This is a genomic window from Phytopseudomonas straminea (assembly GCF_900112645.1).
Taxonomy (GTDB): Bacteria; Pseudomonadota; Gammaproteobacteria; order Pseudomonadales; family Pseudomonadaceae; genus Aquipseudomonas; species Aquipseudomonas straminea.
On sequence record NZ_FOMO01000001.1, the window covers coordinates 511,739 to 532,818 of the forward strand.

Here is a 21,080-nt window from a genome sequence, read left to right on the forward strand (position 1 = left end):
CTTATCCCAAAGGCGCAACCATGCCTGCCGCGGCTTGAGGCCGAGAACGCCAGCCTGTAGCCTGCCTGCGTCCATCTTGCAGCCTGAGGCTGCCCTATCCAGGAGTTCTCCATGAGCAAGAGCGTCATCAACAGCGACAAGGCCCCGGCCGCCATCGGCACTTACTCCCAGGCCATCAAGGCCGGAAACACCGTCTACCTGTCCGGGCAGATCCCGCTGGATCCCAAGACCATGGAGCTGGTGGAAGGCTTCGAAGCTCAGACCGTGCAGGTCTTCGAGAACCTCAAGTCGGTGATCGAGGCCGCCGGTGGCTCGTTCAAGGATGTGGTCAAGCTGAACATCTTCCTCACCGACCTCTCCCACTTCGCCACCGTCAACGAAGTGATGGGCCGTTACTTCCAGCAGCCCTACCCGGCGCGCGCCGCGATTGGCGTGGCCGCCCTGCCGAAAGGCGCTCAGGTGGAAATGGACGGAATCCTGGTCATCGACTGACCTGCCGCAGGCCCGGAGCATCGCATCCGGGCTTTCCCTTCAGCGTTCCCGCAACACCGCGGCATAACCCTCGCGATAGCTGGGATATTGCGGCACCCAGCCCAGCGCCCGGGCGCGGGCATTGCTGCAGCGTTTGCTGCCGGAGCGGCGCACCGCCGCATCCTCTGCCCAATGCTCGACACTCAGCTGCTCACGCAACCAGCCAACTACCTGATGCAGCGGCGCCGGCTCGTCGTCCACGCCGAGATAGCAATTATCCAGCGCCTTGCCGGCCAGATCGGCCTGCAGCAGAAAAGCCAGCAGGCCGGCCGCGTCATCGGCATGAATACGGTTGCCATACAAAGGGGGCTCAACGGCAACCCGATAGCCCATGCGCACCTGCTTTAGCAGCCACTCACGGCCAGGCCCGTAGATGCCCGTCAGGCGCACCACGGTGGCTGGTACGCCGCTGCTCCAGGCCACTTGCTCGGCCTCACGCATGATGCGCCCGGAATAGCTCTGCGCCTCGGCCGGTGAGCTTTCGTCGACCCACTCGCTACTCGCCTGGCCATAGACGCCACTACTGGAAACGAAGAGCAGCCGCTTCGGCCGCTGTCCATATGCCTGCAACCAGCTCAGCACGTGACGCAGCCCGTCGACGTAGGCCTGGCGATAGCCCGCTTCGTCATGCTGGCTGGCCGCCGCGCTGTACACCAGATAATCAAGCTCGCCCTGCGGCCACTGGGCCGGGCAATCAGCTTGATGCAGATCACCGGCGACCGGCAGGATGCCCGCGGGCAGTTCCGACACACTGCGGCGCAGGCCATGAACCTGCCACCCCGCCTCGTGCAGTCGCCCGGCCAGGCGGCCGCCCACATCGCCGCAACCAGCGATCAGCACACTTGCACCTTTAGTCATCGATCCTCTCTCAAGCTGTCCAGCGTTCAAAAAATACCCATGAACGTAATAGAGTTACGCCACCCCTTTCACGAACAAGAATTACTTGCAATAATGTTTAGCCTTTTTTTCCGTGCGCCTCTATTGGCCGCGCAGATAACCGCCCTCCACATTTAGGTCCGGCAAGCATGAACTCTATCGCCCATAGCGCCAAGCCAACCACCGTCGCCGCTCGGCCGCAACGCCTCGGCGCCGCTCTCGCCCTGCTGCTCAGCCTGACACTGGCCCCGGTCGCGGGCTTTGCTGACCAGTCGACGCCGGCACAACCTGCCGCGCAACCGAACAACGAACAGCCTGCCACCGCCCAACAGCAAGTCCCGCAACTGTCGCCAGAGGCCGCTGCCCAGGTCGACGCGCTGGGTGAAAAGCTAGAAGCGCTTGGCCCGCAGGCCACGCCAGAGCAGCAGAACCAGGCGCGCCAACAGTTCTTCAGCGAGAACAACATCGCCCCGCAGGATGCGGAAAAGCTCAGCCAGGCATTAGCTGCCCAAGAGAGCGCCGACGCTCAGGCGCTGAACAACGAAGCCGCCGTCGAAGCCGAACAAGCCTTCCACGACCTGTCGCCGTGGGGTATGTACCAGAGCGCCGACGTGGTGGTGAAAAGCGTGATGATCGGCCTGGTGCTGGCCTCGATCCTCACCTGGACCATCTGGATCGCCAAGACCATCGAGCTGGTCACCGCACGCCGCCGCCTGCGCCGCGAGATCGTCGAGCTCAAGGGTGCCCGCAACCTGGCCCAGGCCAGCGAGCAGGCCCGCGCCAAGCACAGCTTCAGCGAAGTCCTCATCGAAGACGCTCGCGAAGAACTGAAACTCTCGGCCACCAGCCGTGAGAAGGAAGGTATCAAGGAGCGCGTCAGCTTCCGTCTCGAGCGCCTGGTCGGCGCCTGCGGCCGCGACATGAGCAAGGGCACCGGCGTGCTCGCCACCATCGGCTCCACCGCGCCCTTCGTCGGTCTGTTCGGTACCGTGTGGGGCATCATGAACAGCTTCATCGGCATCGCCAAAACCCAGACCACCAACCTCGCCGTGGTGGCCCCTGGCATCGCCGAAGCCCTGCTGGCAACCGCTCTGGGCCTGGTCGCGGCGATTCCGGCGGTGATCATCTACAACGCCTTCTCGCGCTCGATCAGCGCCTACAAGGCCCAGGTCGCCGACGCTTCGGCTCAGGTGCTGCTACTGGTCAGCCGCGACCTGGACATGCAGCCGCCGGCTCATGATCGCGCCCAGCAACCTCACGTGGTCAAGGTGGGCTAAGACCATGGGGCTTCATCTCAACGAAAACGGCGGCGACGATCTCCAAGAAAACCACGAGATCAACGTCACGCCCTTCATCGACGTGATGCTGGTGCTGCTGATCATCTTCATGGTCGCCGCGCCGCTGGCCACCGTCGACGTGAAGATCGACCTACCCGCCTCCAGCGCCAAGCCAGCGCCGCGGCCCGACAAGCCGATCTACCTGAGCATCAAAGAAGACAAGAAGCTGTACCTCGACAATGACGAGGTGCAGCCGGCGATGCTCGGCGCGGCGCTGGACAAGCTGACCAAGAGCGACAAGGACAAGACCATCTTCGTGCGCGGTGACAAGGGCGTCGAATATGGCGACCTGATGGAGGTCATGGATAACCTGCGCGGCACCGGTTACCTGAAGATCGGTCTGGTGGGCCTGGAGACGGTCGACGCGCAATGAAGAAATCCAGCCGCACGTTTTCCTGGGCTGCCAGCCTGGCCATCGTGGTCGGCCTGCACGTCGGCCTATTTCTCTGGGCGATGTACTGGCAGCCCCAGGCGACACCGATCGAACTGCCGCCACCGGCGGCGATGATCGTCGAGCTGGAGCCCTTACCGCCAGCCGCGCCCAAGCCTGCACCGCCACCACCACCGGAAGTGGTGCCGGAAGAGCCCGAGCCGCAGCCGAAGATCGCCGAAGCGCCAAAGCCGACGCTGGCGGTCACGCCGCCCAAGCCAAAGCCGAAACCCAAGCCGCCGAAGCCAAAACCGCCCGAGCCCAAGCCTCCGGAGCCCCAGGAGCCGCCGCCAGAAAAGGCGCCACCTGCGCCGCCAGCGCCGACCGAAGCCAAGCCGGCTGCACCGCAGCAGGCACCGGTCAGCACGCCGAGCAAGGCCGAGAAAACCTGGCAGGGCGAGTTGCTCGCGCACCTGGCGAAGTACAAGAAGTACCCGGAAGATGCACGCCGCCGCGGCCTCGAAGGGCTCAACCGCTTGCGCTTCGTGGTCGACGCCAACGGCAAGGTGCTGTCCTACGAACTGGTGGGCAAATCCAGCAGCGCCTCGCTAGATCGCGCCACGCTACAGATGATCCGCCGCGCCCAGCCGCTGCCCAAGCCGCCAGCGGAAATGCTCAAGAACGGCAGCGTGGAAATCGTCGCGCCCTTCATCTACTCGCTGGAGCGCGGCGGGCGCCGCTGACCCCAGCATCACAAAGGCCCCGGCAATCGCCGGGGCCTTTGTATTTGTGTCCCTTCAACGAACACACATTTGGCCATCGTGAATGGTTGGTTCCATTGAAGACAGCGGCTATGCTTGGCGCCATCTCAATGGATAAAGACTATGACCCTCACCGAACTGCGCTATATCGTGACGCTCGCTCAGGAACAGCACTTCGGCCGCGCCGCGGAGCGCTGCCATGTCAGCCAGCCCACGCTGTCGGTCGGGGTCAAGAAGCTCGAGGACGAGCTGGGCGTGCTGATCTTCGAGCGCAGCAAGAGCGCGGTGCGCCTGACGCCCGTCGGTGAAGGCATCGTCACCCAGGCGCAAAAGGTACTGGAGCAGGCCCAGGGCATTCGCGAGCTGGCCCAGGTCGGCAAGAACCAGCTGGCCGCGCCACTGAAGATCGGCGCCATCTATACCGTCGGCCCTTACCTGTTTCCTCATCTGATCCCGCAGCTGCACCGCGTGGCCACGCAGATGCCTCTGTATATCGAAGAAAACTTCACCCACGTGCTGCGCGACAAGCTGCGCACCGGCGAGCTGGACGCGATCATCGTCGCCCTGCCGTTCCAGGAAGCCGACGTGCTGACCCTGCCGCTGTACGACGAACCCTTCTATGCGCTGCTGCCGGCGGATCACCCATGGACCGCCATGCAGACCATCGACACCAAGCTGCTCAACGACAAGAGCCTGCTGCTGCTCGGCGAAGGCCACTGCTTCCGCGACCAGGTGCTGGAAGCCTGCCCGACGCTGCGCAAGGGCGAGGAGCACGCCAAGCACACCACGGTGGAGTCCAGCTCGCTGGAAACCATTCGCCACATGGTCGCCTCGGGCCTGGGCGTATCGATCCTGCCGTTCTCGGCCGTCGATAGCCACCACTACGCGCCCGGCGTGATCGAGGTTCGCCCGCTCAGCCCGCCGGCGCCGTTCCGCACCGTGGCCATCGCCTGGCGTGCCAGCTTCCCGCGCCCCAAGGCCATCGAAGTGCTGGCCGACTCCATTCGCCTGTGCTCGGTCGCCAAGCCACTGCCACGTAACACCTGAGGACCGCGATGAGCGAGCTGTCGACGGTTTCCGTTACCGACCTCAAAGGCGTCGGCGCGGCCCTGGCGGAAAAGCTCGCCAAGGTCGGCCTGGAAACCCTGCAGGACATCCTGTTCCACCTGCCGCTGCGCTACCAGGACCGTACCCGCATCATACCCATCGGCGCGCTGCGTCCCGGCCAGGATGCGGTGGTCGAAGGCACGGTTGCCGGCGCCGATGTGGTGATGGGCCGGCGTCGCAGCCTGCTGGTGCGCCTGAGCGACGGCAGCGGCACCCTGAGCCTGCGCTTCTACCACTTCAGCAACGCCCAGAAGGAAGGCCTCAAGCGCGGCACCCAGGTGCGCTGCTACGGGGAAATCCGTCCCGGCTCGTCCGGCCTGGAAATCTATCATCCCGAGTACCGCGCGCTGACCGGTGACGAGCCGCCAGCCGTCGAACAGACCCTGACGCCGATCTACCCGACCACCGAAGGCCTGACCCAGCAGCGCCTGCGCCAGCTCAGCGAACAGGCCCTGGCGCGCCTAGGCCCGCACAGCCTGCCGGACTGGCTGCCAAGTGAGCTGGCCAAAGAGTACAACCTGGCGCCGCTGGATCAGGCGATTCGCTACCTGCACCGCCCGCCACCGGACGCCGACCTCGAAGAACTCGCCGAAGGCCGCCACTGGGCCCAGCACCGGCTGGCCTTCGAGGAATTGCTCACCCATCAGCTGTCGATGCAGCGCCTGCGCGAAAGCGCCCGGGTGCAGCAGGCGCCGTGCCTGCCGGTGGCCAAGCGCCTGCCCCAGCAGTTTCTCGACAACCTCGGTTTCAAGCCCACCGGTGCGCAGCAACGCGTCGGCGCGGAGATCGCCTACGACCTCAGCCAGCACGAGCCGATGCTGCGCCTGGTGCAGGGCGACGTCGGCGCTGGCAAGACGGTGGTCGCTGCCTTCGCAGCGCTGCAAGCCATCGAGGCCGGTTATCAGGTGGCACTGATGGCGCCAACGGAAATTCTCGCCGAGCAGCACTTCATCAACTTCACCCGCTGGCTACAGCCCCTGGGCCTGGAAACTGCCTGGCTGGCTGGTAAGCTCAAGGGCAAGGCGCGGGCCACTGCCCTGGAGCAGATTGCCGCCGGCGTGCCCATGGTGGTCGGCACCCACGCGCTGTTCCAGGACGAGGTGCGCTTTCGCAACCTAGCCCTGGCGATCATCGACGAACAGCACCGCTTCGGTGTGCAGCAGCGCCTGGCCCTGCGTCAGAAGGGCGTGGGTGGCCGGCTCAGCCCGCACCAGCTGATCATGACCGCCACACCCATCCCGCGCACCCTGGCGATGAGCGCCTACGCCGACCTGGATACCTCGATCCTCGACGAACTGCCGCCCGGCCGCACGCCCGTAAACACCGTGCTGGTCGCCGACAGCCGCCGTTTCGAAGTGGTCGAGCGCGTGCGCTCGGCCTGCAACGAAGGTCGCCAGGCTTATTGGGTGTGCACGTTGATCGAGGAATCCGAGGAGCTGACCTGCCAGGCTGCGCAGACCACCTACGAGGATCTGGCCGCTGCATTGGTCGGCCAGCAGGTCGGGTTGATCCATGGGCGCATGAAGCCGGCCGAGAAAGCGGCGGTGATGGATCAGTTCAAGCAGGGCTACCTACAGTTGCTGGTGGCCACCACGGTGATCGAAGTGGGCGTCGACGTGCCAAACGCCAGCCTGATGATCATCGAGAACCCCGAACGCCTCGGCCTGGCCCAGTTGCACCAGCTGCGCGGGCGGGTAGGCCGGGGCAGCGCCGCCAGCCACTGCGTGCTGCTCTACCACCCGCCACTGTCGCAGATCGGCCGTGAACGGTTGGGCATCATGCGTGAAACCTGTGACGGCTTCGTCATTGCGGAGAAGGATCTGGAGTTGCGCGGCCCCGGGGAAATGCTCGGCACTCGACAAACTGGTCTGCTGCAGTTCAAGGTAGCTGACCTGATGCGTGACGCCGACCTGCTGCCGGCGGTACGCGACGCCGCCCAGGCCTTGCAGGAGCAATGGCCACAACACGTCAGCCCGCTGCTCGAGCGCTGGCTGCGCCACGGGCAACAATATGGGCAAGTGTGAGCAAACACAGGACGATGGTCGCTTTGCACACTCGCCTAATCAGCTTGCTGGTTATACTTGGGACATTGCGCTCCCCTCGAAGACGGAATAGGTCATGACTGAATTAGCCATTGCCGACACATCACCCCAACCGCCCCATGTAATCCGTCAGCTGCTGGAGAAACTCGGTTTGACTTATCAGGCTCGCCACGACCAACCCGGCATCCCGGCTGCACAGCGTGTGCAGACCGTGCTGCTCGAAGACACCGTGGGTGCCCTGCTGGTGCTGTTCCCGCAAAATCAGCTGCTCGACCTCAATCGTCTGGCCGAATTGACCGGCCGCAAGCTCACGGCAGTGAAGCCCGAGCGCCTCAATCGCATGCTGGGCAAGCATGACCTGGCCCTGCTGCCGGGCATTCCTGCCCTGACCAGCTCGCCCTGCCTGTACGACGAGCGCCTGCTCGATGTGCCGAGCCTGTACATCCAGTCCGGCCAGGCCGGCGTGCTTCTGGAATTCGGTACCGAAGCCTTCAAGGGGTTGCTGACCAAAGCCAGCGCCGCGCGTTTCGGCGAGCCGGCAAGCAAGGTGCGGCCCAACTTCAGCCGTCCTGAAGACGACCGCCAAGAGATCAGCCACGCGGTGCAGGCCTTTACCGCGCGGCGCATCCAGCAGCGCCTGGAAGAAACCATCGAGATCCCGCCACTGGCGGAAACCGCGCAAAAGATCATCAAGCTGCGCGTCGACCCCAATGCTACGGTCGACGACATCACCGGTGTGGTGGAAACCGACCCGGCGTTGGCCGCTCAGGTGGTCAGCTGGGCCGCTTCGCCCTATTACGCCGCGCCCGGTAAAATCCGCTCGGTCGAAGATGCCATCGTGCGCGTGCTGGGCTTCGATCTGGTGGTCAACCTGGCCCTCGGCCTGGCCCTGGGCAAAACCCTCAGCCTGCCCAAGGACCAGCCGCAGCAGGCCACGCCCTACTGGCAGCAGGCAATCTACACCGCCGCCGTCATCGAGGGTCTGACCCGTGCCATGCCCCGCGCCCAGCGCCCGGAAGCCGGCCTGACCTACCTGGCCGGCCTGCTGCACAACTTTGGCAACCTGGTGCTGGCCCACGTGTTCCCGCCGCACTTCTCACTGATCTGCCGTCATCTGGAGGTCAACCCGCACCTGCCGCACAGCTACATCGAGCAGCACCTGCTGGGCATCAGCCGCGAACAGATCGGTTCCTGGCTGATGCGTTACTGGGACATGCCCGAAGAGCTCGCCGTGGCCCTGCGCTTCCAGCACGACCCGACCTACACCGGTAACCACGCCACCTATCCGAACCTCGTCTACCTGGCGGTCAGCCTGCTGCACAACCACGGCATCGGCAACGGCCCGACGCGCGAGATCCCGCAGAGCCTGCTGGACAATCTGGGCATCACCTGGGAAAAAGCCGAAGAAGCGCTAAACAAGGTACTGGCTGCCGAAGTCGCCCTGCGCGACCTCGCCGCGCAGTTTCCGCAGAACTGATCCACGCCTGCGCCACGGCCTGCATTGAAAGCAGGCCGTGGCGTTTTTTCAGGCGGCTTTCTTGTCGGCCGAGCGCTTTTTCGGGCGCAGGTACTTGGTCAGACCCTGGAACCAGATCACCAGCGCGGGGTTGCCCTGAATCTGGATGTCCTTGTTCTGAATGCCCTGCATGAACGCCAGCTGCTTGTTCTGGGCGGTCAGCGTGGCGTAGCCGTAAGCAGCATCCTTGAAGCCGATGGCGAAAGCCGGCGCATTGGCTGCACCGCGCTTGCTGGTGATGCGCTGATTCTCAACGATGAAGTGACGGGCGATCTTGCCGTCCAGGGTGTGCAACTGGAATACCAGGTCACGGCCTTCGAGCTGCTGGCGGAACGCCGGATTATCGCGGCTGGCCTTGGCCATCAGACGGCCGAGCATCCACAGAAGAAAACGAAATTTCATGGCATGGCCTGTTCGCAGAGGTAGGAGAGCCACGCATTGTAGCGACCCGCCCGACGCCTGACAGCTGGGTGCGCCGGACGTGCTGGCGAGGGATGAAGGTCTGCTGAGATTTCAACGCCGCGGCCGGGCGGAAATCTCAGCAGACCCGCAGACTCAGTTGATCGAGTCCTTGAGGGCCTTGCCCGGTTTGAAGGCAACGGTGTTGCTGGCCTTGATCTTCACCGGCTGACCGGTCTGCGGGTTCTTGCCGGTACGGGCGCCGCGGTGGCGCTGCACGAAGGTGCCAAAGCCGACCAGCGTGACGCTGTCCTTGCGGTTCAATGCCCCGGTGATTTCTTCGAGAACGGCGTTGAGTACACGATTGGCCTGATCCTTGGTCAGATCAGCTTTTTCCGCGATAGCGGCGGCGAGTTCCGGTTTACGCATGATTGCCTCATTTACGGTTTGTTGTTGTTGTGTTCCGCGCCCTGGCGCCGATGCGCGCCGACAGCTCTACGCTGCGGCCAGGCCTGGTGAGAATGGCACGCTCTGGGGGCCTTCGCCAGCCCCGCACCAGGCTAAATCGGCCATTTTTGTCGAATCGATGGCAGATCGCTACGCCAGCAGCGCTGGGAGCTCACGGTTGAGTGCCAGCCGTTCCTGCACCGCGGAGCCGGTCAGCGCATAACCGAGCAGCGCGCCGCTGGCGTCGTAGCACAGCGCGCGGATATCGGCGCCGCTGCCTTCGACCGTCCACTTGCCCTGGCTGCCGCGTGGAGGCGGTGACACCACCAGCGGGCAGGCCGGGGTCTTCACGGTGACCGGCATGGCGCCGTAGGCCACCTCGCTCGGCGCGCCGGCCAGGGTCTTGGCCAGCGCCCGGGCACAGGCCATCAGCGGCATGACGTAGAGCAGGTTGAGGCCGTCGACCTCGGCGCAATCGCCCAGGGCGTAGATGTGCTCGTGGGACGTACGCAGCAGACGGTCGACCACGATGCCACGGTTCACCGCCAGGCCAGCGGCGGCGGCGAGCTCGGTACGCGGGCGCAGGCCAACGGCGGAGATCACTGCATCGCAGGCAATCGTGCGGCCATCGGACAGATGCGCTTCGAGCGCACTGGCCGCATGCTGCAGGCGACTGACCACTGGGCCGAGGTGAAAGCGCACGCCCAGCGCTTCGAGGCCGCCCTGCACCGCCGCCGCCGCTTCGACCGGCAGCAAGGCAGGCATCAGCTGCTCGCAGGGCGCCACCAGATCGACCTCATAGCCGCCTAGAGACAGGTCGTTGGCGAACTCGCAGCCGATCAGCCCGGCGCCGAGAATCAGCGCCTTGCGCTTACCCTCCACGGCGCGGCGAAACTGCCCGTAGCCCTGCAGATCATTGACCGTGAACAGCTGATCCGCCGCGTCGCCCTCGATGGGCACGCTGAGCACCTCGGCGCCCCAGGCCAACACGAGATCACGGTAGGCCACCGCCTCCTCGCCGATCCACAGGCGGCGATGGCCCGGATCGATACCAGTAACCCGCGTATGCGTCCACACCTGGGCATTGAGCTGATCAGCCATGGCGCCCGGCTCGGCCATGCTCAGTCCGTCGGCATCCTTGTTCTTGGCAAAGCCGGTGGACAACATCGGTTTGGAGTACGAGCGCCCGTCGTCGGCGGTGATCAGCAGCAGCGGCGTTTCGCTGTCCAGCTTGCGAAACTCGCGGGCCAGGTTGTAACCGGCCAGGCCGGTGCCGATGATAACGACGGGATCACTCATTGTTTGCTCCTGTTACGACGCTCGATGGGCGGTGCTGCCCACTCAGTTGATTTCGATCATTTCGAAATCCATCTTGCCCACACCGCAATCCGGGCACAGCCAGTCATCCGGCACATCTTCCCAGCGGGTGCCGGGGGCGATGCCGTCATCGGGCCAGCCTTCGCGTTCGTCATAGATCAGTCCGCAGACCACACATTGCCACTTCTTCATACAGGCTCTCCGGCGCTAGTCACGGTTATTGCGCGGGCACGCTACCGCAAATGCCGCGCTATCGCCAAGCGCGCACGACGAATGCCAGGGGCTGCACAACGCCCATGCTAGACTCCGCGCTCCCTTCTCTCGCGAACCTGCACCGTGCCCTGTTCCGCCCTGCAAACAGCCGATTGGCTTACCCGCGACCAATTGCCAAGCGCACCGACAGCCGGCGTTTGCGACTGGCTGTTCAACCAGGACTCCCTGACCCGGCGGCTGACCGAACTGTCCGCGAACGGTTTCAGCGTGACGCCGCTGTGCGAGGGCTGGCTGGCCCTGCGCGACGACGAATGCGCCGCGCTGGACGTACCACCGGGCAGCCAGGGCTGGGTACGCGAAGTCTACCTGCGCGGCAACGGCCAACCCTGGGTGTTCGCCCGCAGCGTGGCTGCCCGGCAGGCGCTGGAAGGCTCGGGCCTGGACCTTCAGCAACTGGGCAGCCGCTCGCTGGGCGAGCTGCTGTTCAGCGACCAGGCCTTTGCTCGCGGCGAACTACAGGTCTGCCGCTACCCAGGCGCCTGGCTACCGGCAGAAGCCGTGCAGGACGGCTTGTGGGCGCGGCGTTCGTGCTTTCGCCGCGAACAGCTGGCCGTGCTGGTCGCCGAAGTATTCCTGCCGGCTTTCTGGCCCGCGGCGAGCCGCTGACCCGCGGCCGGCGCGCCGCCGTATAATCCGCGCACCGCGCCAGGAGAACCGCCCGATGTACATCCGTCTGCTGCAATCGCTCAATCGCCTGCATCCGCGCACCTGGGACTTCCTGCAGCTGATGCGCATGGACAAACCCATCGGCATCTACCTGCTGCTATGGCCGACGCTGTGGGCGCTGTGGATTGCCGCCGAAGGCGTGCCGAGCCTCAAGAACCTGGTGATCTTCGTGGTTGGCGTGGTGCTGATGCGCGCCGCCGGCTGCGTGATCAACGACTACGCCGACCGCAACTTCGACGGCCACGTCAGCCGCACCAAAGCGCGCCCGCTGGCCAGCGGAAAGGTCACCGCGCGCGAGGCGCTGACCCTCTTCGCCGTGCTGATCGCGCTCAGTTTCGCCCTGGTGCTGCTGACCAACGCCACCACCGTGTGGCTGTCGTTCGGCGCCCTGGGCGTGGCAGCGCTGTACCCGTTCATGAAACGCTACACCTATTACCCCCAGGTGGTGCTCGGCACGGCGTTCTCCTGGGGCATGCCGATGGCCTTCACCGCCGAGACCGGCGAGCTGCCGGTAGCGGCCTGGCTGCTGCTGCTGGCCAACGTGATCTGGACCGTGGCCTACGACACTTACTACGCCATGGCCGACCGCGAGGACGACCTGAAGATCGGCGTGAAGTCCACGGCGATCCTGTTTGGCGACGCCGACCGGGTGATCATCTTCGGCCTGCAGGGGCTGGCGCTGCTGTGCCTGCTGCTGGCTGGCGCACACTTCGAACTGGGCCTGTACTTCTATCTGGGCCTGCTGGTGGCCGCCGGCTGCTTCGCCTGGGAATTTCACATCACCCGTCAGCGCGAGCCGATGGTCTGCTTCCAGGCCTTTCTGCACAATCACTGGGCCGGCCTGGCGATCTTCGTCGGCATCGTGCTGGATTACGCGTTGCGCTGAGAACCGCGCGGGAGGCCTGCCGCACAGCTGTCATATCACTGCAATAATTCCGTTATCTAATGCGCCGCATGACAGTTGAATGAACAGAGGCTCAACCCATGGTTGGCAAGAACATCCTGATCGTCGATGACGAAGCGCCGATCCGCGAAATGATCGTGGTGGCGCTGGAAATGGCCGGCTACGAGTGCCTGGAAGCGGAAAGCACCGCCCAAGCCCACGCCATCATCGTCGACCGCAAACCCGACCTGATCCTGCTCGACTGGATGCTGCCCGGCACCAGCGGTATCGAGCTGGCGCGTCGCCTTAAGCGTGACGAGCTGACCGGCGATATTCCGATCATCATGCTCACCGCCAAGGGCGAAGAGGACAACAAGATCCAGGGCCTGGAAGTCGGCGCCGACGACTACATCACCAAGCCCTTCTCGCCCCGCGAGCTGGTCGCCCGCCTCAAGGCCGTGCTGCGCCGTGCCGGCCCCGGCGACAACGAAGGTCCGATCGAAGTGGGCGGCCTGCTGCTCGACCCAATCAGCCACCGCGTGACCATCGACGGCAAGCCCGCCGAGATGGGCCCGACCGAATACCGCCTGCTGCAGTTCTTCATGACCCATCAGGAGCGCGCCTACACCCGCGGCCAGCTGCTCGACCAGGTGTGGGGCGGCAACGTCTACGTGGAAGAGCGCACCGTGGACGTGCACATCCGCCGTCTTCGCAAGGCGCTGGGCGAGGCCTACGAAAATCTGGTGCAGACGGTACGCGGCACCGGGTATCGTTTTTCCACCAAAGGCTGATCGATAGCCTGCAACTGACCATCACAGGGACCCGCCGGCGGATGAGCGAAACGTGACGAGTAACTGGCGTGGCGCCATAACCCGCCGTTTAGTGCTGCTGATCGCGGCCTGCCTGGCCGCTGGTGTGATCACCGGCGAATATGCCTGGGCCATCGCCATCGGCCTGGCCGCTCATCTGTTGTGGAACCTTGGCCAGCTGCTGCGCCTGCATGCCTGGCTCAAGGATCATCAACCCGACGAACCACCGCCCGACGGTTACGGCCTGTGGGGCGAAGTTTTCGACAGCATCTACCACCTGCAGCGCCGCAACCAGCGCGCCCGCGGCCGCCTGCAGGCGGTGATCGACCGCGTGCAGGAATCCACCGCAGCATTGCGCGATGCGGTGATCATGCTCGACAGCCACGGCAACCTGGAATGGTGGAACAAGGCCTCGGAAACCCTCTTGGGCCTGAAAACGCCCCAGGACAGCGGCCAGTCGATCACCAACCTGGTGCGCGACCCACGCTTCAAGGAGTACTTCGAGCGTGGCAATTTCCTCGAGCCCCTCGAACTGCCCTCACCGGTCAACCCACGCAAGCAGCTGCAACTCAACGTCACCCGTTACGGCAACCAGGAACACCTGATGCTGGTGCGCGACGTCACCCGCCTCCATCAGCTGGAGCAGATGCGCAAGGACTTCGTCGCCAACGTCTCCCATGAACTGCGCACACCGCTGACGGTGATTTCCGGTTACCTGGAAACCCTCCACGACAACGTCGACGACATCAACCCACGCTGGCGCCGCGCCCTGCAGCAGATGCAGCAGCAAGGGGCCCGCATGCAGGGCCTGCTCAACGATCTGCTGCTGCTGGCCAAGCTGGAAGCCACCGATTATCCCTCCGACAACCAGCCGGTGGCGGTCGACACCCTGCTGCAAGCGATCAGAAATGACGCCCTGGCGTTGTCCGCCGAGCGCAACCACCGTATCAGCCTGGAGGCCGATGCCGGTCTCAAGCTCAAGGGCAGCGAGTCGGAGCTGCGCAGCGCATTTTCCAACCTGGTTTTCAACGCCGTGAAGTACACCCAGGCCGAAGGCGAGATCCGCATTCGCTGGTGGCAGGACAGCCAGGGCGCGCATCTGTCGGTGCAGGACACCGGGCCGGGTATCGAGGCCAAGCACCTGCCGCGCCTGACCGAGCGCTTCTACCGGGTCGACTCCAGCCGTGCTAGCCATACCGGCGGTACCGGCCTGGGCCTGGCCATCGTCAAGCATGTGCTGTTGCGCCACCGCGGCCACTTGGAGATCACCAGCGTGCTGGGCAAGGGCAGCCTGTTCACCTGCCATTTCCAGCCAGCGCAGATCGCCGCGTCAGCCCACTGACCGCGGCCCTCTTGCAAAGCGCCGGTCCAGGCCCCACCCTTTAGCAACATCCGGTCACACGAACCCCTTATGGATCCCTCTACGAGCGTCTCCTTCTCCAGTTATTTCGCTGACATGGGCCTCTTGCTGTTTGCCCTCTTTCTGGTGCTGCTCAACGGCTTCTTCGTCGCCGCCGAGTTCGCCATGGTCAAGCTGCGGGCCACCAAGGTCGAGTCACTGGCCAAGAAGAACGGCTGGCGCGGCCACATTCTGCGCACCGTGCACAGCCAGCTCGATGCCTACCTCTCCGCCTGCCAGCTGGGTATCACCCTGGCCTCCCTGGGCCTGGGCTGGGTCGGTGAGCCGGCGTTCGCGCACCTGCTCGAACCACTGCTGACCTCGGTCGGCATCGAGTCGCAGAAGCTGATCCACGGCATCGCCTTCTTCACCGCGTTCTTCATCATTTCCTATCTGCACATCGTGATCGGCGAGCTGGCGCCGAAATCCTGGGCGATCCGCAAGCCAGAGCTGCTGTCGTTGTGGACGGCCGCGCCGCTGTACCTGTTCTACTGGGCCATGTACCCGGCGATATTCCTGCTCAACGCCAGCGCCAACGCCATCCTGCGCATCGCCGGCCAGGACCAGCCGGCCGGCCACCATGAGCACCACTACAGCCGCGACGAGCTCAAGCTGATCTTGCACTCCAGCCGCGCCAGCGACCCGACAGACCAGGACATGCGCGTGCTCGCCTCCGCCGTGGAGCTCGGCGAACTGGAAGTGGTCGACTGGGCCAACTCACGCGAAGATCTGGTCTACCTGGAACTCAACGCCTCGCTGGACGAAGTGTTCAGCCTGTTCCGCCGCCACAAGTACAGCCGCTTCCCGATCTTCGATGAAGCCGCGGGCGAGTTCGTCGGCGTACTGCACATCAAGGACCTGCTGCTGCATCTGTCGCTGCTGGAGATGCTGCCCTCGACCCTGCGCCTGGCCGAGCTGATGCGCCCCATCGAAAAGGTCAGCCGCAACCTGCCGCTGTCCGAGCTGCTGGAACAGTTCCGTAAGGGCAGCGCGCATTTCGCACTGGTCGAAGAAGCCGACGGCAAGGTGATCGGCTACCTGACCATGGAAGACGTGCTCGAAGCCCTGGTCGGCGACATCCAGGACGAACACCGCAAGACCGAGCGCGGCATCCTCGCCTACCAGCCCGGCAAATTGCTGGTGCGCGGTGACACGCCGCTGTTCAAGCTCGAGCGCCTGCTGGGCATCGACCTGGACCATATCGAGGCGGAAACCCTCGCCGGGCTGATCTACGAAACCTTAAAACGCGTGCCCGAAGAAGAGGAATCCCTGGAGGTCGCCGGCCTGCGCCTGATCGTCAAGAAGATGAAAGGCCCGAAGATCGTCCTGGCCAAGGTCATCAAGCTCGACTGAAGGCACGCGCTCCCAGGCGTGCACGCGCCTGGGAATGTGCCGCCGCAAAACCTTCCAGCAAGTTGACCAAGCGGTCATCTATCGCTTCTTTGCGCCATGACTCCGGCCTTCTGAAACAATCACTTACGACCGTTCGTCGGCATACTCGAATACCTCGCAAAGCCGGGCAGTCCACCGCGGGCACCGATTGGATCGGTGTACGCCATCACATGAACAGACTGCCAAGGATTCAGCCATGCGACTCAATGGAATTACCTCGAAAACCGCCCTCGCCCTCTGCCTGGCCGGCGCGTCCCAGGCTTACGCCGACTCCATCACCGACCCGATCTCGACCATCGGCGTAATCGGCTCCCACAACCAGTACAAGCTCACCGTGGATGACGACAGCGACAAGGAGCGCCTGAACCAGGGCGGCCTGTTCTACACCTTCGGCAACAAGCTGACCGGCCAGGAAGGCTTCATCTACCAGGCCGGCATAGAAGGCCAATATCGCGACAAGGACGACGTGGAATACAAGTCGGCCCGTGCCGATCTCGACCTGGGCCTGCGCGCGGCGCTGAGCAGCAACCAGTACGTCGACGTGCTGGTCGGTGGCGGTTACGACTGGGGTCGTATCGAGCAGGACGACGTCGGTCCGCTGGACAGCAACGTCAAACTGACCAGCAAATCGCCGTTCGCCAAGGCCGGCCTGGGCTACAACTACCTGACCAACGACTACACCGTGCGCCTGGAAGTCGGCGCCCGCTACTCGGTGGATTCCGAAGCACGCCTGAAGGTCGATGGCGACAGCGATTCGGTGGACCTGAAGAACAAGGTCAACCCGTATGGCGAACTGAGCGTGCTGTGGAACAAGGGCATCAACAACCTGCCGATCAGCACCAGCCTGTACTACACCCAGACTCGCTACGAGCTGGACAGCAACTCCGAGCTGGCCGAGCGCAGCAAGCTCAAGCAGGAGCAGGTCGGCCTGAAGATCGGTCTGGCGTTCTGATCATGCTGTTGTAAACAAATCGCCCGGCTCGCCGGGCGATTTGCGTTGGGGCCGGCGCATGTCGGCCATGGCCGTCGGGTATACTGCGCGGCTGATCACGCCCCCTCTTCGCACCTGCTGATTCCATGCCCCTGAACATCGCCTCCATCAATATTGAACGCTCCCGCCATCTGGGCCGCGTCGAAGCCTTTATCGACCGTGAACGCCCGGATCTGCTCTGCCTGCAGGAAGTCTGCGAGCGCGACATTGCGTTCTTCGAGGCGCTGATGGGGGCGCCCATGGCTTTCGCCCCGATGGCCCGCTACCCGGACGAAGGCCCGGCCAACGTGGTGGGCGTCGGCATGCTGGCCCGTGGCGAGGCACTACTCGATGTCACGGCCGAGTACTACTCGGGCAGCCCAGAGCGCATTCAGGAGATGACTTTCTTTGTGGCCGAGGGCCGACGCGTGGCCGACCCGCTGAGCATCGCCGAAGTGCTGCTCAGCGCCACGCTTGGCGGCTTTCGTGTCGCCACTACCCACCTCAACGTCACCCCGCTCGGCAGCTCCACGCCGTACCAGCGCGAGAGCGCCGGCAAGCTGATCTACTTGGCTCAGGCGCAAGCTCAGGCAGCGGGCGGCCTGCTGCTGACCGGCGACTTCAATGCGCCGCGTGGTCGCCCCACATTCGACCTGATCGCCGAGCACTTCATCGATGGCGTACCGGCGCACTACACCAGCAGCATCGACGGCTCACTGCACCGCGCCGGCGAGATTCCGTTCATGGTCGATGGGCTGTTTCACACGCCGGGCTATCGGCTGGAAAACGCCAGACTGAGCACTGGCGTATCCGATCACTGCGCGCTGAGCTGTCGCCTGGGCAAGGCCTGATCGCGAGGCGGATGCCTCAGTCACCGCCCACGGCGAAGTTGGGCAGGCTATCCACCGGCTGGGCGAATTCGAAAGGGATCGACTCCAGCGCCATGCCGACGTTGCGCTGCACCACGAAATGCAGGTGCGGGCCGGTGCTATTGCCGGTGTTGCCGGAACGGCCGATCGGCGCACCGACTGGCACACGCTGCCCCTCACGCACGCTGACCGATCCCTGCATCAGGTGCAGATAGACGCCCATGGTGCCGTCGTCATGCAGGATGCGTACGAAATTTCCGGATGGGTTGGTGCCGCGCCCGCTCTGGTCGTTCTCGGTCTTGACCACCATACCAGCGCGCGCGGCGATGATCGGCGTGCCCTCGGGCATGGCGATATCCAGAGCGTAACGGCCCTTGGGCGTGAAGTGGCTGTACTGGCCGTTGGCGCCCTGGGTCAGGCGAAACGGGCCGCCGCGCCAGGGCAGCGGATAGGCCTGTTTGATGGGCAGCAACCGCGGATCGCCCAGGGCGTAGCTGAGTTTCGGGGTGTAGCGCAGCGGCTTGGCCGGGTCCAGCGGCGCCAGGGTGGCCAGGCGAATTTCGCTGCGCGGCGGCAATACCCAGTTGATCGGCTTGCCCGGCGCGCCACTGACGTTGCTCAGTTGCTCCAGCTTGAGTTCCACCTGCACCGGCGCGAACAGGTCGTTGCGTACCAGCAGGGTTTCGCCGGCGGCGTGCTTGCGGGTTTCCAGCTTCACCTGATTGTCGAGCTTCTCGACCATGCGATCGCTGAACACGAACACCTTCGCACCGGGCGCAGCCTGGTCACTGTAGGTGACCACGCCATTGGCATCGGTGTATTTGTAGACGGTCAGCGCACTCGCCTGACAGGCGAACGCGGCAAGCCCCAGCAGCAGTGAGAGGCGCCCTAGCATAAGAAGTCGATCTGGTTATCAAGTGTTCGGCAGGGCAAGACTAGCAGCGCTGTGATGGCCAGGCGACTGCCGGCGCTGCGCTTTGCGACAACCGGCACACGCCGGGCGTGCCTGAAGCACAGAAGGGATGAATGGCGGTAAGGTCAGGCCTCGGCTGAGGCTCAACCCACCTCGATGCGGTTGCGCCCGCCACGCTTGGCGCGGTACAGGGCCTGGTCGGCGCGCTCGAACACCTGCTCGCTACGCTCGGCGCTGCTGAACGCGCTGATGCCGCCGGACAGGGTGATGGTCACCCGCTCGCCCTTGAAGTGGAACGGGCAGTTCTCGATGGCCGTGCGCAGCGTGTCGAGCAGCTTCAGGCCGCCGTCCATAGGCGTGGACGGAATCAGCAGCACGAACTCCTCGCCGCCGAAGCGGGCGATGAAGTCGGTCTTGCGCAGCCGCTTGAACAGCTCGCCGGCGATGATCTTCAACACCTTGTCGCCGGCCAAGTGGCCATAGTCGTCGTTGATGCGCTTGAAGTGGTCGATATCCAGCACCGCCAGCAGCAAGTCGCCGCCGTAACGCTGCAGGCGCGCCAGTTCCAGATCCAGGCGCTCGGTCCAGGCAGCCCGGTTGGGCAGGCCGGTAAGCGGATCGAGCAGCGCCTTCTGCCGCTGCTCTTCGAGGTGATCGCGAAAACCCTTGGCTTCCACTTCCATGCTGGCCACCCGGTCGACCAGAATCTGCAGGCGCTCGCCGACTTGCAGCTCGCGGGCATCGCGCTGCTGCTGGTACTGGCTCATGGTGCCAAGCAAACCGCTGAGGCGGCTTTCCACCAGCTCCTTTAGGTTGTTCAGATCGGTGGCCTCTTGCACACTGCTGTGCAAGCCGTCGACCTGCTGGCGCAGCTCGCTGTCCAGACTACGCGCCGCCTCAGCGGATTCGGTGTAGTCGGTATGGACGTCTTGCAAGCTGCCCTGGAAGGAGGCCAAGCGCTCGTTAAGCTGCTTGAGGTAGCCCTCGAACTCGCGCTGGCCAACATCGGCGATCGCCAGCATCAGCACGGCCAGGTCATCGAGTACCGGCACCAGCTCGTACATGTTCAGGCCAGCGGCGATGCGCTGGCGCAGCGCATCGGCCTGCCCCTGATGCCGCTCGGGCAGTGGCAACTCTTCCAGCAGCTTCAGCAGGCTGCCTTCCACATGGCTGGCAATCGCGCTGTAGCCCGGCTCGGGCGCCGGCGGTAACGCATAGTCGGGATCGGCCGGAACTGCCGCATTGACGACGACAGCCTCGAGCGCCACTTCCTCAGCAGACTCCGCTACGGTGACGCTCTCGTTGGCCGGCTCGGCAGCCGCCTTGGCCTCGGGCGACGGCATCAGCAAGGCGGACGGCAGCGGCAGGCTGTCCAGCATCACACGGCTGACCACGGCAGGCGCGCTGGCAGAGACGGGGACTGGGCGAATGGCAGGCTGCGGGAAAGCTTCCAGCGATGGCGATGGCGATGGCGATGGCGATGGCGAGACAGTTTCGGCGGTAACCGCAGGTACGGTCTCCGCTTTGGCAGTTACGGCTTGCGCTTGCGGCTCAGCCATCACTCGCTCAGTCACTGACTGCTCGACAGATTCGTCGTCGGCAGTCGCCGCCGCCTGCTCGCCCACTGCCACCGGCGCAGCAGACGCGTCCGGCTCGGTTTTGGCCGCCGGGCTGGCATTGTCACGGCTACCGAAAAGCCGCTCGATAAAACCCGGACGTTCGACCTGCTCGCCGCCCAGCGCCTGCAAGGCCTGCTGCTGTAGTTGGCCGAGCTCGGCCAGCAGCGCCGGCATTTCCCGCGACTGCCGGGCGCGCTGCTCGACCTGTTTGGCAAAGCGCTTGAGCGGCTTGCGTACATCGCTCGGCAAATCCGTCTTCAACAGTTGCGCCACCAGGCTCGCCATGCCACTGGCGACCTGTTCGATGCGCTGCTGACGGCGTTGCTCGGAATCCAGAACGGTCTTTTCCAGGCGAGGAATCAGTGCGCTGAGGCCGGCGTCCATGTCATCACGACGCAGCAATTCGCGCAGTTCCTGCATGCACTGGTCAACCGATTTGTCAGAGCCCTCGGCCGCCAGACTGCTGCGCACCAGGCCACGCCGCAGCAGGTCGACACGCATGTCCCAGCGGCGCTCGAGCTTTTCCTGCTGCTCGATATTGGCAAGGTACTTCTCGCGCCAGCGTTTGGCGTCGTCGGCCATGC

21 protein-coding genes are annotated in these 21,080 nt (G+C 64.5%); 14 read left to right on the forward strand and 7 right to left on the reverse strand.

Going from position 1 to position 21,080, the window contains the following annotated elements:
• The first annotated feature begins 111 nt into the window (after nucleotides 1-111).
• The gene (locus tag BM279_RS02310; RefSeq protein WP_013789416.1) at nucleotides 112-492 is read left to right on the forward strand and encodes a RidA family protein; all 381 of its coding nucleotides are present in this window, start codon (nucleotides 112-114) and stop codon (nucleotides 490-492) included.
• Nucleotides 493-531: 39 nt separating this feature from the next.
• Here the strand turns inward: BM279_RS02310 and BM279_RS02315 are convergent, their stop codons facing one another.
• Complete coding sequence (locus BM279_RS02315; protein ID WP_093500560.1) at nucleotides 532-1,389, reverse strand: NAD-dependent epimerase/dehydratase family protein; 858 nt, start codon at nucleotides 1,387-1,389, stop codon at nucleotides 532-534.
• A 167-nt stretch (nucleotides 1,390-1,556) separates the two neighbouring features.
• On the opposite strand from BM279_RS02315, the gene exbB reads away from it, so the two are divergent.
• The 6 genes from exbB (at nucleotide 1,557) to BM279_RS02345 (ending at nucleotide 8,501) form a co-directional block, all read left to right on the forward strand.
• Complete coding sequence (exbB, locus tag BM279_RS02320; protein ID WP_093500562.1) at nucleotides 1,557-2,684, forward strand: tonB-system energizer ExbB; 1,128 nt, start codon at nucleotides 1,557-1,559, stop codon at nucleotides 2,682-2,684.
• Between the two features lie 4 nt (nucleotides 2,685-2,688).
• Entirely contained in the window at nucleotides 2,689-3,117 is a 429-nt protein-coding gene (exbD, locus tag BM279_RS02325; RefSeq protein ID WP_093500564.1) for a TonB system transport protein ExbD, read from the forward strand.
• On the forward strand, nucleotides 3,114-3,857 hold the full coding sequence (locus BM279_RS02330) for an energy transducer TonB (RefSeq protein ID WP_093500566.1): 744 nt from the start codon (nucleotides 3,114-3,116) through the stop codon (nucleotides 3,855-3,857). Before exbD ends, BM279_RS02330 begins: the two co-directional genes overlap by 4 nt.
• 141 nt (nucleotides 3,858-3,998) lie before the next feature.
• On the forward strand, nucleotides 3,999-4,922 hold the full coding sequence (locus BM279_RS02335; RefSeq protein WP_093500568.1) for a hydrogen peroxide-inducible genes activator: 924 nt from the start codon (nucleotides 3,999-4,001) through the stop codon (nucleotides 4,920-4,922).
• A gap of 8 nt (nucleotides 4,923-4,930) precedes the next feature.
• On the forward strand, nucleotides 4,931-7,006 hold the full coding sequence (recG, locus tag BM279_RS02340; RefSeq protein WP_093500570.1) for an ATP-dependent DNA helicase RecG: 2,076 nt from the start codon (nucleotides 4,931-4,933) through the stop codon (nucleotides 7,004-7,006).
• Nucleotides 7,007-7,100: 94 nt separating this feature from the next.
• Nucleotides 7,101-8,501, forward strand: coding sequence for an aminoacyl-tRNA deacylase and HDOD domain-containing protein (locus BM279_RS02345; RefSeq protein WP_093500572.1), 1,401 nt, complete (start codon nucleotides 7,101-7,103; stop codon nucleotides 8,499-8,501).
• Nucleotides 8,502-8,549: 48 nt separating this feature from the next.
• Here BM279_RS02345 and BM279_RS02350 read toward each other — a convergent pair whose 3' ends face one another.
• The 4 genes from BM279_RS02350 to BM279_RS02365 all read right to left on the reverse strand — a co-directional run bounded on the left by BM279_RS02350 (nucleotide 8,550) and on the right by BM279_RS02365 (nucleotide 10,895).
• Nucleotides 8,550-8,942, reverse strand: coding sequence for a helicase (locus BM279_RS02350; protein WP_093500574.1), 393 nt, complete (start codon nucleotides 8,940-8,942; stop codon nucleotides 8,550-8,552).
• Nucleotides 8,943-9,095: 153 nt separating this feature from the next.
• Nucleotides 9,096-9,368, reverse strand: a complete 273-nt coding sequence (locus BM279_RS02355) for an HU family DNA-binding protein (RefSeq protein ID WP_013789407.1) — start codon at nucleotides 9,366-9,368, stop codon at nucleotides 9,096-9,098.
• 168 nt (nucleotides 9,369-9,536) lie between these two features.
• On the reverse strand, nucleotides 9,537-10,685 hold the full coding sequence (locus BM279_RS02360; protein ID WP_093500576.1) for an FAD-dependent oxidoreductase: 1,149 nt from the start codon (nucleotides 10,683-10,685) through the stop codon (nucleotides 9,537-9,539).
• Nucleotides 10,686-10,727: 42 nt separating this feature from the next.
• Nucleotides 10,728-10,895, reverse strand: a complete 168-nt coding sequence (locus tag BM279_RS02365) for a rubredoxin (protein WP_093500578.1) — start codon at nucleotides 10,893-10,895, stop codon at nucleotides 10,728-10,730.
• Nucleotides 10,896-11,039: 144 nt separating this feature from the next.
• Here BM279_RS02365 and BM279_RS02370 point away from each other — a divergent pair, with 144 nt between their 5' ends.
• From BM279_RS02370 to BM279_RS02400, 7 genes are all read left to right on the forward strand, one after another.
• The gene (locus tag BM279_RS02370) at nucleotides 11,040-11,582 is read left to right on the forward strand and encodes a chorismate--pyruvate lyase family protein (protein WP_093500580.1); all 543 of its coding nucleotides are present in this window, start codon (nucleotides 11,040-11,042) and stop codon (nucleotides 11,580-11,582) included.
• Between the two features lie 55 nt (nucleotides 11,583-11,637).
• Complete coding sequence (gene ubiA / locus BM279_RS02375; protein ID WP_093500582.1) at nucleotides 11,638-12,528, forward strand: 4-hydroxybenzoate octaprenyltransferase; 891 nt, start codon at nucleotides 11,638-11,640, stop codon at nucleotides 12,526-12,528.
• Nucleotides 12,529-12,626: 98 nt separating this feature from the next.
• Nucleotides 12,627-13,316 (forward strand): phosphate regulon transcriptional regulator PhoB, encoded by a 690-nt coding sequence (gene phoB / locus BM279_RS02380; RefSeq protein WP_013789402.1) that lies wholly within the window; start codon nucleotides 12,627-12,629, stop codon nucleotides 13,314-13,316.
• Nucleotides 13,317-13,368: 52 nt separating this feature from the next.
• Complete coding sequence (phoR, locus tag BM279_RS02385; RefSeq protein WP_093500584.1) at nucleotides 13,369-14,676, forward strand: phosphate regulon sensor histidine kinase PhoR; 1,308 nt, start codon at nucleotides 13,369-13,371, stop codon at nucleotides 14,674-14,676.
• Nucleotides 14,677-14,745: 69 nt separating this feature from the next.
• Entirely contained in the window at nucleotides 14,746-16,086 is a 1,341-nt protein-coding gene (locus tag BM279_RS02390) for a hemolysin family protein (protein WP_093500586.1), read from the forward strand.
• Between the two features lie 235 nt (nucleotides 16,087-16,321).
• On the forward strand, nucleotides 16,322-17,077 hold the full coding sequence (locus BM279_RS02395) for an outer membrane beta-barrel protein (RefSeq protein WP_093500588.1): 756 nt from the start codon (nucleotides 16,322-16,324) through the stop codon (nucleotides 17,075-17,077).
• 125 nt (nucleotides 17,078-17,202) lie between these two features.
• Nucleotides 17,203-17,946: an endonuclease/exonuclease/phosphatase family protein gene (locus tag BM279_RS02400; protein WP_093500590.1), complete on the forward strand. Its 744-nt coding sequence runs from the start codon at nucleotides 17,203-17,205 to the stop codon at nucleotides 17,944-17,946.
• Nucleotides 17,947-17,962: 16 nt separating this feature from the next.
• Here BM279_RS02400 and BM279_RS02405 read toward each other — a convergent pair whose 3' ends face one another.
• Nucleotides 17,963-18,859 carry a peptidoglycan DD-metalloendopeptidase family protein gene (locus BM279_RS02405; RefSeq protein ID WP_093500592.1) on the reverse strand — a complete coding sequence of 299 codons (897 nt, stop codon included), beginning with the start codon at nucleotides 18,857-18,859 and terminating at the stop codon, nucleotides 17,963-17,965.
• 161 nt (nucleotides 18,860-19,020) lie between these two features.
• Complete coding sequence (locus tag BM279_RS02410) at nucleotides 19,021-21,078, reverse strand: GGDEF domain-containing protein (RefSeq protein ID WP_093500594.1); 2,058 nt, start codon at nucleotides 21,076-21,078, stop codon at nucleotides 19,021-19,023.
• Between the last annotated feature and the right edge of the window lie 2 nt (nucleotides 21,079-21,080).